This window comes from Paraburkholderia sp. BCC1885 (genome assembly GCF_900996235.1).
Lineage (GTDB): Bacteria > Pseudomonadota > Gammaproteobacteria > Burkholderiales > Burkholderiaceae > Paraburkholderia.
The window spans coordinates 322048-334259 of the sequence record NZ_CAAJGM010000208.1 but is presented as its reverse complement, the minus strand read 5'-3'; the positions used below and the strand labels follow the sequence as shown (position 1 = coordinate 334259).

21 protein-coding genes are annotated in these 12212 nt (G+C 57.9%); 20 read left to right on the top strand and 1 reads right to left on the bottom strand.

Features of this window, described 5'->3' with window-relative positions:
• Nucleotides 1-20: 20 nt before the first annotated feature.
• Entirely contained in the window at nt 21-428 is a 408-nt protein-coding gene (locus FQ755_RS19915) for an aspartyl protease family protein (protein WP_186308602.1), read from the top strand.
• 43 nt (nt 429-471) lie between these two features.
• Here the strand turns inward: FQ755_RS19915 and FQ755_RS19910 are convergent, their stop codons facing one another.
• Nucleotides 472-669, bottom strand: a complete 198-nt coding sequence (locus FQ755_RS19910; protein WP_144156514.1) for a hypothetical protein — start codon at nt 667-669, stop codon at nt 472-474.
• A 159-nt stretch (nt 670-828) separates the two neighbouring features.
• Between FQ755_RS19910 and FQ755_RS19905 the strand changes: the two genes are divergently transcribed.
• The 19 genes from FQ755_RS19905 to FQ755_RS37510 all read left to right on the top strand — a co-directional run bounded on the left by FQ755_RS19905 (nt 829) and on the right by FQ755_RS37510 (nt 12207).
• The gene (locus FQ755_RS19905) at nt 829-1134 is read left to right on the top strand and encodes a hypothetical protein (RefSeq protein ID WP_144156513.1); all 306 of its coding nucleotides are present in this window, start codon (nt 829-831) and stop codon (nt 1132-1134) included.
• A gap of 12 nt (nt 1135-1146) precedes the next feature.
• Nucleotides 1147-1359, top strand: a complete 213-nt coding sequence (locus tag FQ755_RS19900; RefSeq protein ID WP_144156512.1) for a hypothetical protein — start codon at nt 1147-1149, stop codon at nt 1357-1359.
• 858 nt (nt 1360-2217) lie between these two features.
• Entirely contained in the window at nt 2218-2517 is a 300-nt protein-coding gene (locus tag FQ755_RS19895) for a hypothetical protein (protein ID WP_144156511.1), read from the top strand.
• 398 nt (nt 2518-2915) lie between these two features.
• Nucleotides 2916-3299, top strand: coding sequence for a hypothetical protein (locus tag FQ755_RS19890; RefSeq protein ID WP_144156510.1), 384 nt, complete (start codon nt 2916-2918; stop codon nt 3297-3299).
• 149 nt (nt 3300-3448) lie between these two features.
• Nucleotides 3449-3592 carry a hypothetical protein gene (locus tag FQ755_RS37515; RefSeq protein ID WP_186308601.1) on the top strand — a complete coding sequence of 48 codons (144 nt, stop codon included), beginning with the start codon at nt 3449-3451 and terminating at the stop codon, nt 3590-3592.
• 2 nt (nt 3593-3594) lie between these two features.
• Nucleotides 3595-3819 (top strand): hypothetical protein, encoded by a 225-nt coding sequence (locus FQ755_RS19885; RefSeq protein WP_144156509.1) that lies wholly within the window; start codon nt 3595-3597, stop codon nt 3817-3819.
• A gap of 118 nt (nt 3820-3937) precedes the next feature.
• Nucleotides 3938-4171 (top strand): acyl carrier protein, encoded by a 234-nt coding sequence (locus tag FQ755_RS19880; RefSeq protein WP_144156508.1) that lies wholly within the window; start codon nt 3938-3940, stop codon nt 4169-4171.
• Nucleotides 4172-4845: 674 nt separating this feature from the next.
• Nucleotides 4846-5034, top strand: coding sequence for a hypothetical protein (locus tag FQ755_RS19875; RefSeq protein WP_144156507.1), 189 nt, complete (start codon nt 4846-4848; stop codon nt 5032-5034).
• A 528-nt stretch (nt 5035-5562) separates the two neighbouring features.
• Nucleotides 5563-5877, top strand: a complete 315-nt coding sequence (locus FQ755_RS19865; RefSeq protein WP_144156505.1) for a hypothetical protein — start codon at nt 5563-5565, stop codon at nt 5875-5877.
• A gap of 9 nt (nt 5878-5886) precedes the next feature.
• Nucleotides 5887-6111 (top strand): hypothetical protein, encoded by a 225-nt coding sequence (locus FQ755_RS19860; RefSeq protein ID WP_144156504.1) that lies wholly within the window; start codon nt 5887-5889, stop codon nt 6109-6111.
• Between the two features lie 677 nt (nt 6112-6788).
• A complete protein-coding gene (locus FQ755_RS19850) occupies nt 6789-6974 on the top strand; it encodes a hypothetical protein (protein WP_144156502.1) in 186 nt (61 codons plus the stop codon).
• The gene (locus FQ755_RS19845; protein ID WP_144156501.1) at nt 6971-7195 is read left to right on the top strand and encodes a hypothetical protein; all 225 of its coding nucleotides are present in this window, start codon (nt 6971-6973) and stop codon (nt 7193-7195) included. The genes FQ755_RS19850 and FQ755_RS19845 overlap by 4 nt, the downstream gene beginning before the upstream one ends.
• Nucleotides 7192-7413, top strand: coding sequence for a hypothetical protein (locus FQ755_RS19840; RefSeq protein WP_144156500.1), 222 nt, complete (start codon nt 7192-7194; stop codon nt 7411-7413). Before FQ755_RS19845 ends, FQ755_RS19840 begins: the two co-directional genes overlap by 4 nt.
• Complete coding sequence (locus FQ755_RS19835) at nt 7406-8857, top strand: hypothetical protein (RefSeq protein ID WP_144156499.1); 1452 nt, start codon at nt 7406-7408, stop codon at nt 8855-8857. Before FQ755_RS19840 ends, FQ755_RS19835 begins: the two co-directional genes overlap by 8 nt.
• An 87-nt stretch (nt 8858-8944) precedes the next feature.
• Nucleotides 8945-9607 carry an AAA family ATPase gene (locus tag FQ755_RS19830; protein ID WP_144156498.1) on the top strand — a complete coding sequence of 221 codons (663 nt, stop codon included), beginning with the start codon at nt 8945-8947 and terminating at the stop codon, nt 9605-9607.
• Nucleotides 9608-9619: 12 nt separating this feature from the next.
• Nucleotides 9620-10288 (top strand): hypothetical protein, encoded by a 669-nt coding sequence (locus FQ755_RS19825; protein WP_144156497.1) that lies wholly within the window; start codon nt 9620-9622, stop codon nt 10286-10288.
• 10 nt (nt 10289-10298) lie between these two features.
• Entirely contained in the window at nt 10299-11063 is a 765-nt protein-coding gene (locus FQ755_RS19820; RefSeq protein WP_144156496.1) for a hypothetical protein, read from the top strand.
• A 158-nt stretch (nt 11064-11221) separates the two neighbouring features.
• Nucleotides 11222-11926, top strand: a complete 705-nt coding sequence (locus tag FQ755_RS19815) for a hypothetical protein (RefSeq protein ID WP_186308600.1) — start codon at nt 11222-11224, stop codon at nt 11924-11926.
• Nucleotides 11927-12042: 116 nt separating this feature from the next.
• Nucleotides 12043-12207 carry a hypothetical protein gene (locus FQ755_RS37510; RefSeq protein WP_186308599.1) on the top strand — a complete coding sequence of 55 codons (165 nt, stop codon included), beginning with the start codon at nt 12043-12045 and terminating at the stop codon, nt 12205-12207.
• The last annotated feature ends 5 nt before the right edge of the window (nt 12208-12212 follow it).

Genomic DNA, 12212 nt, shown 5'->3' with positions numbered 1-12212 from the left:
AAATAACTACGCAAGGCCCTGTGCTGACCGTGTTTATTTTGCCGAGCGCACCTCGCATGCAGGCAATGTTGGCAGCCAAGGTGCCACTCCCCGCGCCAGTAAGCGGCCTTTTCCTGGTTGATACCGGGGCTAGCCATACCGTTGTTGACCAAGGTTTGGTTGCCCCCTTGGGGCTTCAGCCGACCGGCACCACTGGCGTGCAAACACCATCGACAAATGGCGTCCTTCACCAATGCAATATGTATGACGTCCAGATGATCATTCCGTGTGGTGTTTTGCAAGCCCCGGCGTTTGTGCTGCCAGCTATTCCTGTGATCGAATCAAGTCTCGCGCCACAGGGCATCATGGGATTGATAGGGCGCGATATTTTACAAAAATGCCTGCTCGTGTACAACGGAGTGACTGGCGACTATTCGCTATCCTATTAAGCAGGTCAAAGAACTTCCATAAGCCCCGCCTGCCGGGGCTTTTTCATATCCGCCGCATCCCAAATACCTCCGGATAACTCAGCCTCACCAGCCGCGCGCCGGCCTCTACCAATACCCGCATTTCCCGGTCACTGAGCATCCGCTCCAGCTCGGCCAGCACATCTGCATACCTCTCGATCGGCGCCCACTTTCCCTCGGGTTCGACCTCGGTCATCCGTAGCAATACCTCTTCTCGCGTCATGGTGGCCTCCTGGTAACAAGTCCAGTTTAGGCGATGGAGTTTGTTTCGGGCATATCTACAAAAATAATTGTAACCAGTGCTTGACGCTACAAAAACGCTTGTATAAGATTCATCTCAAGGCAGCACAACACACCACCCAACCAGGACAGGAGAGCGAGCATGTCAGATCACCTCAAGGCGTTTCTCTCAGAATATCTCGAGTGGGTCGACTGTGGCGCTCTTAACGAAGAGCCGTTTGATCGCTACGTCGGTCTCTGCACGAACTTCGTTTTCTGGGATGGCTATCCCGGCGTGGAAGCCCTTAAAGAACTCAAGAAAGCATTTGCTGATGACGGCCTCGACAAGGCATACCCATTTGGCGGATGCCATATGTACGACAACGAGCAAGATGGCGGCGTCCTGCATTTGAATATTGCCCGCATCGCGTGGGTCCGCTCAAAGGTAGCTCAGTTCGAAGTGGTTTGACTGGAGATAGAGATGAGCAAGTGGTTCGAAGTGAACGTCTCAATCTGGAAGCGCGTGCTTGTCGAAGTCGAAGATGACGAGACCGCAGAGGATGCCGTGGACGTCGCAGTTGGAGAAATATTGCTGGGCAAAGATGGCGAGGCGTCGGCCAACACAGACGAACCGCTTGACGGCGCAAAACTTGCAAGCGCGCGGCGCCACGCAGACGAAGTATTTTCACTCTAGCTGTCCGCAGCGCTTTGGTTCCAGCCAAAGCAGTACGGATACCGCTTTAAATGCGCATGGCCGCGCAGAACAAATCGCCGCAGTAGAGGAACACAGGCGCATGGCGTCGTCCTGGTTTGGCAAACGTTCATTAACAACGCAGATTCGAGTGTTAGTCAGTGCTGGCGACTTGCGGCGTGGAAGCCTGGACACGCCAACAGATGGCGCGGATTGATGGTGATGTTGCCGAGTCGGGCAATCCCCTCCCATCTAAGCGCCGGAGTTGAACGCAGCCGACCTGTGCGCTGGAGTTGCGACCGGCCAAGTCGCCAGCCCTGACGACATTCGAACACTGCAATGAAGCGATAAACCGGCCGCAAGGCCGTACATGCTGATAGCTCGCAAGTTAAAGCGAGACAGTAGGCACTGGACGCAACCCTCGACTCCAGATGAAAGACCCGAGGCTATCAAACCGTGGTGGTTCGGCTAGTGATCCACGGTGAGATTGATAACAGACATACGCAACCCGGAACTGGCTCGGCCAGGTGTAGCCGGGTGCGTATGCGATGCAGTTTTCACGAAGGCGCGCGAGGTCCCTGCATAGCCAAGTATTCGCGGAACCGATCGCCGTTAGTCCAAAGCTCCCGCGATGGCAGGCCAGTATGGTTAGCTGACGGCTCCCCGCAAACTAACGCGCGCCTTCGTGAGAATTGCAGTACCACCGAGCAGAGGGAATCTATCGAAACCCAGCATGAGTTGGCGATCTGTTACCTGCGCAGGCCTAGACGGAAAGCCGGCAAGCAATAGTGCGAAACACCGATAGTGGCAGCCGGGAATAGACCGGCACTGAATTCATCTGCAGCGATACGGGAGGGGAAGATGATTGACGAAGACGCGAAGCCTAGCCCGGAATTCGAGGAATGGGCCTCAGAAGAAGGGATCAACAACTTTCACTTCTACCATTGCTGGGCTGCTTGGCAAGCTGCGTTGTCACAACGGCGCACTGAAATTCCGGCGAACGTGATGGCCGCACTTGACCGCATGTGTACGCCTTTGGATGCGTCCGTCCTCTCTGGAACTACCGCGGATGCGGATGCTCACTCGATGCGCCTGATTCGCGATTACGTTCTCTCCAATGGAGATTGCCATGAAGTGACCAACACCGTCACCCGAGGCTGAAGCCTAGCCCGTTGAGAGCGGCACGAAAGCCCGCATGGGTTAATCACTTGCCCGATGGTTGAGGAGTACCCACCCTCGCTAACCAGTGGACGGCGCCAAAGACGACATGGGTCGCAGCACACTGCCGGGCCTGACAACCTGGGTGAAGCCTACCAAAGCAGGCCGAGTGGTCCACGTCACGGACTGCTTTGAGCGAAGGCGACTTCCATTGTCGATAAACGGTGGTGAACAGACTGGTCCAGTAAGTCGCCTTCGCTGAATGCTGAACTCCCGTCCCAAGATAAGGGGCATACGACCGGCCATCTGGCCATAGCGATAGGGGATGCCGCCCGCCAGGCGGCTTATTGAATAACTTGGGCGTCACTTTGATGTAGGCGCTTAGGACTACAAACGGAGAAATGATGAAAATCACCAAAGAACTGCTTAAGGAAAAGCATCCCTGTTCCGATGGCTACGAATGGTATCTGCGGAAATTCCCTGACGGCGGCGAGTATCAGGAAATCCTGGATACGCTGTGCGATGACGACCGGTTTGATGATGCTTGCTGGCTGCTCAATGCCTTTGGCAAGACGAGCGATGTGCTCGAAGTCGACGCACTGGAGCGTAAATCGTTCGTGTTCGCTGGCTCGATAGTCGTTAAAGGCTCGATCAAGATCGAATTTTCGTTGCGGGCAGGCTCGGGCATCAAGGCTGGGGCATCGAGGCAGGCTGGGGCATCGAGGCAGGCCAAGATTTCGGAATCTTCGCGGCGCTGCGCTTGCGAACTTCCAATTGGGCTTTGAGCGGCCGTGTTACCGCGAAGATCAAACCCGCGAACCTGATGACGGGATATTGGGTCGAGGCAGAATCCGAAGAAAAGCAGGACGCGGCCTGACCGATGGTTTTTTACGCGCTGAATGCTAGCGGCGAAATTGTTGAAGCGGAGTAGATCATGTTCTACAGCGACTACGGCGTCAGGGCTTATGCACCTCGCGCACTCGTCTACTGCCTGTTGTTCTTTGCTGATCACTTTGATTGGTATGCGAACAGCAAGCTTGTTCAGTCGGCATCGTACGGCGATGTGGTGTGGTGTTAGCCATGCGCGACTTCGGATCATGGTTCAGCGAGCGGGGCGGCGAGAAGGCCGCTGAGGTTGATACCGACGCTACGGCACGGCTCAGATGCACCGGCTGCGGCAAGACGCAGACCGTAGAGATTAAAGCCTACGAGAACGGCGATACCGGTTGGTACGTATGGGAAGAGGTGGAAGCCGATGGCGACTATGAAGGCCGCTGCGGTGGATCGCAATTCTGTTTGCCTTAGGAGGATCCATGTTTGCAACGTATCTGACGGCCGGTCTGGCCGCGTATGTCATCGTTGTGATATTCGCGGTGGCAATTTGCAGGGCTGCTGGTGATGCCGATCGGCGCATGGGGCTGAAATGACCACTACCGCCGAGCAGCCCCGCTCCATCGTCGCCGAACAACTCTGCATGTCTCCCGCCGAAATAGCCGACCACGATTCCCTGTCGCAGAAACACAAGATGGACAGCCTGGATCGCGTCGAGATCGGCCTGACAGTGGAGCATGTCCTGAAGGTCGAACTGGATGACGACGTGATGTTTCGCTTCGACACGATTGCCGCGCTGATTGAGGCGGTTGAGGTGGCGGCTTAGCCGAACTCGACGTGACACCTACCGGGCCTGTAGTGGGCGCAATGAGTGGTGCGACAGCCGGAGAGACGGCGTTCAAGTACGCATTGCGGAGCGACTTATCCCGTTAAGTGCTGGTTACGATGCGCGTGACGCAGACGGTCGGAGAGCGGGGGTCGAATCCAGGCGACGGCGACGGGCGCAGATAGGTCGCTCCCTAATGCGGGTTTTGCAGTACGTACCGGCGTGATCCGGCATAGAACGGCGAATCCCAGTCGGGCCGAATATCTGGGCAACTAACCTAAGGAGATCGATATGCGAAGTCGCCGATCCTTCATGAGCAAATACATGTGATCGCTGGTCGTCGGCCTAAGTGGTATAGGCGAATACGCTAGGAGCGGATAAGCGTTCCTGGCGCTGAGAGACAGCCGGGATAGACCGAGAGTTGCGAGCCTCTTAATACGCTGACAGCCGGGAAAGACCGGCGCCCTGACGAACGATGACTGATCCAGCAATCCATAGGACGTACCGGGAACGCCGCCCCGGCAGTCATCGTCCGCCAGGGCCAAAAGCGGATGCAGTCCAATCCCGAGCCGTTATTGCGTAGCTAGCCGTAGACGGTACAACTCGGGTGTCGGACTGACGTAGCGAAGTAACCCTGCAAAACACTGAATTAAGTTGTCCTATTGGAGATAGCGATGGGAAAGCACGCAAATTTTACCCTGTACGACAAGCTCGCCCGCCAGGCACAGCCCGAGCAGGACGAGGAGAACCCCGGCGTCGCACTGTGGGACGACGACGCATGGGGAAACCGGAACGAGGCTGATACCCATCAGAAACGCCTGCTATCCGAGGCTGCTGGAGTGGGGATAGGGGAGTGGCGATGAGTGATGAACTGGAGCCAATTCCGATGCTGCTGTTTTGCCCGAAGTGCAACACGCAGCATATTGATGCGCCTGAGATTCTCGACTGTCGCTGGCCAGATTGCGGTGGCGGATGTGGCGCGGACGAAGACGGCCCTATGTGCATGGCTGAAGCACATTCGTGGGAGAACCCGCCGCACCGTTCGCACCTGTGCCACGAATGCGGAACGATCTGGCGTCCTGCCGATGTTGCGACTGTCGGCGTCGCTGAGATCGCCACGCAAGGCAAAGCGGACAACTGGCAAGCACCTGCGGCGTTGATGCGTGCGGCCACCGGAGGCCAGCGATGAGCCCACGACCCTTCTTTCTCCGTCGCCTCTCCTCCCGCATCGCCCGCCAGATAAGCGGCGAAGAACGGGAGCCGGCAAGCGGTGCTCGCAGCGACGTATTTGCTGGTGCACTGATTCTTCTCTGCTGCGTTGGCGCAGGTTCAGTCGCATTGATCCTGGTGCTTGGTGCGCCGCTGCTAAATCTGGTTTGCTGGGGAGTGAGATGAGCAACGTTCGATTCTTCTGGATTGGTGAGCCATCCGAAATATTCGCCGCCGAGTCATGGGAACAGATTCTTGCCGATGCGGGCGAGTCGGGAACCGGCCTCGAGAAATTCGTTGATGGCGTACCGGTTGACGACTGGGGTGATCCGATTGACTGGGGCGAGATCGATGGTAGCGACCGTCTGACCGTTCGCGATTGCGACGAGGACGAGCGGCGCCTCGGAACGCTCACCGGCTCAATGCATGACCACTACGCATGGCAGGGAAGCGAGCGTTACGGGCTGCCCGTGATGATGTTCACGCAATACAACTAGGGGACCGTCATGCTGAAGACTGCTGAGTGGCATGTGGTTGATGAGTCCGACCGAGACTACACCGTATCGATTTCCGCCGAGGCAAGAAAACGCCTCTCAGACGAAGGTCTCCGCCGAGCCGCCAACGATAACCAACTGCTCACGACGACCGCGCGCAAACACGAAGTCCTGGCCGGCACGATTTGCGGTCTGATCGTGGTGGCGATTGTGTGGGCCATTTTCAGGAGCCTGTGATGAGCATATTTTCATTGCGCAAGCCGCTTCGGTTGTATGCATCACATCTTAACCGCGCCCAGCGTAAGCGGTGGATGCAAATGCGGCTGGAGCGCTCGCCACGCGTGCCGATTTCAACCGGCTACGTTGTGCCCAGCATTGCGCGGACGTACACGCATATGAATGTCAGGGGCATCGCATGAAACGACCCGATCCAAACCATGAAGTCGCCATGTTCAACAAGGCAGTCAAGGTAGGCGACCGCGTGCGTTACCAGTCCTATAAGCCTGACGGGCCAGTCACCGAGTACGCCACGCGCACGCCCGCTGAAGTCTTGAGCGGGCATACCGCGGTCGTTTGGCTAGAGGGGAAATCGGGCTGTGTGGCTGTGTCGCATTGCTTGCCTGTTGGGGGTGCGACGTGAGCGCCTGCAAATTCGATGTCTCATGGGTAGGCCGATGCAAGAAGCCAACACTCGGTGAGTCCGAGTATTGCGCGGTTCACTACGGCATGAAGTGCTGCTCATGCAAAGCGCAGGCGACGCACGATTGCGACCGCACTGGCCAGTTGGTCTGCGGTGCTCCGCTCTGCGATGGATGCGATGGATTCGAGACGCCGGGTGCGGGCTACGGTTTCTTTGGCTTCGGCGGTCACGGCCATCGGTCGAAGCAGTGGGAAGCGCAGCGGGAGGGCCAGCCATGATCCTGCTCGATACCGAACCCGACCCGGTTGAAGAGGCCGCCTACGGCTATTGCCGGCGTTGCGAGTGCGAGTGCGTCTTCGTTCGGCGCGATCAAGGCATCGGCCGTTTTGAATACCACGGCAGCAAAGAGATTCACGTCGATATGCGGGATTGCTGCGCGACGTGCGGAGACGAGCTATGAGCAAGCATACATGCCACTGGCCCGGTTGCACCAAGGAAGTCCCGCCTGCCATGTGGGGATGTAGAAATCACTGGTTTGCATTGCCAAAAGAACTGCGCGATGCAATCTGGCGCGTTTATGTTCCCGGTCAGGAAATAACCAAAACGCCATCACCTGAATACATCGTGACTGCACGACTGGTTCAGGAATGGATAAAGGCGCGCGAGGAGTCGAAACCGTGACCGACTTCGAGTTCTTCGACGCGATCCACATCACCCGCCAATCGAATGCGCAGTACTGCTGCCCTGACATGGCCGGCGACGAGGCCCGAGGCTTCTGCCTCGATGCTGTCGATGACCTTCCGGCTGGTAGCACGATCCGCCTGGAGCCCGAACCGGGCATGACGATCGGCCCATTTTGCAGCACAACCCAATCTTGGAGAGAGGCCCTAAGTGACTGACTCAACCCAACTGGTTGCCACCGAGCAGCCGCAACAAGTAGCACTGACCGTTCAGGATCGCGCGGTAATTGCCCTAGGCGGTGTCGAGCGCGAAGAGGCATTGAAGGCGCTGGCAAAAAAATACGCCGATATCACTGAAGTGAAAAACAAGGCCGCTCGCCAGCAAGTACATGCCGCCGCAATGGAGTTGGCGAACGAGCGTATCGCCACCAAGAAGACCGGCGAGACGGCGCGCGAGGATGCGAATGCGCTTCAGAAGGCGGTAATCGAGCGGCAGAAGTTCCTGATTGGAATTATCGAGCCACCAGAAAAGCGATTGCTTGGCCTGCGTGACAAGTGGGACGAAGCCGAAGAGGCAGAACGTCAAGCCAAGCTCGAAGCGGAGCAAAAGCGCGTTGGCGACATCCGATCGCGTATCGCGGATATGGCTGCGATTCCTACCATGATGGTCGGTAAGTCGTCGGAGACCATCGCGATAGCAATCGAGAGTCTGGAAGCGACTGAAATCACGCTTGACACACACCAGGAGTTCGCGGGCGAAGGTGAGATGGCGAAGATTGCCACGATCGACAAGCTCAGGGAAATGTGGGTGGCGCAAGCGGCGGTCGAGCTGGCTGCAGCCGAAGCTGCCCGCCAGGCCGAACTGGATCGCATCGAACGCGAGCGAGTGGCCGAAGAAAACAGGCTGGAAGCCAAGCGACTCGCAGACCTTGCCGCTGCGATGGAAGTTGAGGCGCAACTGGCGCGAGACCGGCAGGCGCTGGCCGACAAGCAGGCGCGTGAGAAGCGCGAGGCGGCGGAAGCGGAGCAGCGTGCAGCCAATGAGCGGGCAGCGGCGGCAATGCGGGCAGAACAGGCTCAACACGAAGCCCGAATGCGCGAACAGCAAGCTGCCGCCGACAAGATGAACGCCGCCATGTCCGAGATTCAGGGCATCCAGCAGCAGGTAATCATCGCCACTCAAGGGCGCTTGGGCGTGCGCAAGGGCGGCACTATCGATTGCATCCGGGAGACGCTCGCCGAGACCGAGGCATGGGAACTCGACCCGGAACGCTTCGGCATCCTGGCCGGTGCAGCGGAAAGCGCCAAGACGACGGCGGTTGCGGAGATCCGGCGGTTGCTGGGTGAGGCTGAGGCGAAGGAGCGGGAAGACGCTGAGGCTCGTCGCCAGCGCGAGGAAGCGGAAGCCGCTGCGGAAGCCGAGGCCCGACGTGTCGCCGAGGCAGAAGCCGCCGAGGCTGCTCGTTTGCAGGCCGAGAAAGAAGCCGCCGAGCGCGAACAGGCTCGCCGGGTTCGTGTTCAGTTTGAAAAGAACGGGCCGGGCGACGAAGCAATCGTTGCGAGGCTGGCGGATATCTTCGATGTGAGGCCGCTTGTCGTTGTCGGCTGGCTCGAAAAATTCAATGCGGCGGCGTTTAAGGCGCCCGAGGAGAAGGCAGCGTGACCTCCGACGATGGCCCAGGTTGGCGTCAACAGCAGGAATGCGAAGAGCGCGAGCAGCAGGAATCCCAATCAAACAAGGAATCTGAAAATGAGCATAGCAACCTTAATCATCGGCGAGAGCGGAACCGGCAAGACGACCAGCTTGCGCAATCTGGACCCGAGCCAGACCCTTTTGATTCAGGCGGTGAAAAAGCCGCTGCCATTCCGATCTGGCGCATGGAAGCCAATCGTCAAGGGTAAGGGTGGTTCTGTCTACGTGACGGATAACAGCGCAAACATCGTGGCCGCCATGCAGCGCACCGAAAAGGAAATCATTGTGCTTGATGATTTTCAATACTGCCTCGCCAACGAATTTATGCGGCGTGTGACGGACGTTGAGACGGGTAATGGTGCGTTCGCCAAGTACAACGAAATCGCCCGCCATGCCTGGGACATCCTCATGGCGGCGAGCTCGTTGCCGGATCACAAGCGCGTATACATCCTCAGTCATACCAGCACCGACGACTTCGGAAAGACCAAGATCAAGACGATTGGCAAGCTTCTGGACGAGAAGATCGTCATGGAGGGACTTGTCACTATCGTTCTACGCACTGGCGTGACGAACGGCGAGTACACGTTCAGCACTAGGAACAACGGCCAGGACACAGTAAAGAGTCCGCTGGGCCTTTTCGAATCCGACCATATCGAGAATGACCTCGCGATGGTGGATGCAGCCATCACGGCTTATTACGACCTCAAGCAAGCAGCCTAAAGGAAATCAGACATGTATCAACTCGACAAGCAAGCCGCGATGAATGCCGACTTCACCGGCAAGTGGCTCAACGAAACTGGCAAGTACATCGGCAAGATTCTCTATGCAGAGGATATCGAGGCACAGACGGGGACGCGCGGCGTTGTCCTTAACCTGCAAGCCAACGATGGCCGGGAGACTCGCCAGTACGTCTATACGATGAAGAAGGACGGCGAAAAGCTGTCTGGCTATGACCTGCTGATGGCTCTCATGACGTGCCTGAAGCTGCGCGGCATCAAGCCTGTTCCGGGGCCGGTGAAGCGCTGGAACAAGGATACGAAGCAGGAATACACCGAGCAGGGCCAGGTGTTTCCTGAGCTGGCCAACAAGCCAATCGGCTTCCTGCTTCAGAAGACCGAAGAGGAAAGCCGCAAGAATCAAGGTCAGACGGCATGGACCGCAAAGCTCGTCGGCGTGTTCGAAGCTGGCACGGAGCTGGTGGCGGCTGAAATTCTGAATGGCAAGACAAAGCCCGAAGCGCTGGCGTTACGGGTTGCGCAACTCGCTGACCGCCCGATGAAGAAGCGCCCCGCCACGGCATCGCACCAGGATTACGACACCGGTCCGCACGACGGCGGGGCTTACGACGACGATGTGCCTTTTGCTCCGGCATACGCCCGCGCAGCCTGGTCAATCATTTAAGGAGGCAATAATGAATGTGACTCTGGACATCGAGACCATACCCTCGACAAACCCCGCCGTGCTCGAAGCGATTCGCGCCGATCTGCGCGAGAACTTCAAGGCCCCCTCCACGCTGACGAAGGAAAAGGCCTGCGCCGATCTGGGCATGACCGACGCGAGCGAGATCAAGTACACATCGAAGGATAAGGCGCTCGAATTGTGGGTAGAACGCTTCCGCGATGAAAAGCTCGAGGAAGCCGCGCAAGAACAGTGGCGCAAGACCTCATTCGATGGCGGATCCGGTCAAATCGCCGTGATCGGCATTGCACTGGACGACGCCGAGCCGGTCACATTCTATTCCGAAGACTGGGCGCATGACGAAGCCAAGGTGCTGCGATCCGCATTCGACGCGATCAAGGATGTGTACACGCCAAGTTCCGACCGTCGCCCGGTGTTTATCGGCCATTATGTGACCGAATTTGATCTGCGCTTCATCTTCCAGCGTGCGGTCGTGTTGGGCATCAAACCGCCGTCAATCATCCCGTTTCACGCACGCCCCTGGGACGATTACGTTTTCGACACCATGACGCGATGGGCCGGGTTCAAGGGATCAGTGGGGCTTGACCGGCTCTGCGGCGCGCTGGGCATTCCCGGCAAGACTGACGGTGTGGACGGCTCCAAGGTATGGGATATGGTCGCTGCCGGCCGTATCGCCGAAGTGGCCGAGTACTGCGCCAATGATGTGCGCATGGCTCGCGCTGCGTACAAACGGCTTACGTTCGCTGAAGCTGCATAACCCCAAATCTGCGCCGCCCTGATCCGCCACATCGAAACCGCGTCGGGCGAAACCGTGCTTCGGCAACAGGCGGCGTGAAGTTTTACCGCCGCCATCCCTCTGCTAGGCGAAAGCGGGTCCAGAGTTTAAAGGGTGGCGGCACCTAATTGAGGATGACTATGAACGCAACGACAGAACAAGAGCAGCTTTCAATCGACGGCGTGGCGCCTGCCGAGCCTGAATCGAAGGAAGCGCCACACATGATCGCGCGCATCAATGCAATGGCGGTCAAGGTGGCCTTTCCGTTCATGGCGCAGAACGATATCCGCTATTACCTCAATGGCGTCAATGTCCGCCCACTCGAAGACAACACCGTAATGATCGTCGCTACGGACGGCCATCGGTATGTCGTGATCCGCGATCAACACGGTTACGCAGAGAAAGAGGTGATCGTGTCCATCAAGAAGGACGGGCTCAAGACGTGCAACGCGAAGAGCACGCTTGATGTGATGTCGAACGGTTCCGCGATGGTCAACGATGAAAATGGGCAGGCCCAGTTCATCCAGCCAGGCAATGCGCTGGTCGAGGGCAATTTTCCTCGTATCGAGAATGTCGCAGCGGCGCGCGGCTATAACGAGGGCATCTCCGGCGCGATCAATCCGGCTTATCTGAAAGACGCCCTGACCATCGGCCAGCACTTCGGCAGCATCCGGTTCTTTACGAAAGACGCCGACAGTCCGCTCATGTTCGTGGTTGGTGGCCTGGGCGATCTGGAAGTGTTCGGCGGAATCATGAAGATGCGCGATTCGTTCGAACAGTTGCCGACATGGTTTCCGAGACCGGTTCCGTACGAACTCACGCAGCCGGTTAGTGAACCGGAGTAACGACCAACAGCGCCTCGGCGCGGCAAGGGGCTGCGGCCCCGCTTTTGAGAGCATCAAACAACCGTATCGCCATGCTGCTCGTGGTATCGGCGATGCTGGATTATTGGAGATGAGAGATGGACGAGGATCAAAAGCTGATTGAGTTGCGCAACGCCGCAATCGACAAGCTTCGCGGTGCCGAGAAAGCCGCATATGCGTACTTCTGCGCCTGCCCGGTCGGCAAAGAGCGTGAGCGTGCGGCGGACGTGTACGAAAACATCCGCACTGCTGCGCGCGTCTGACCGCC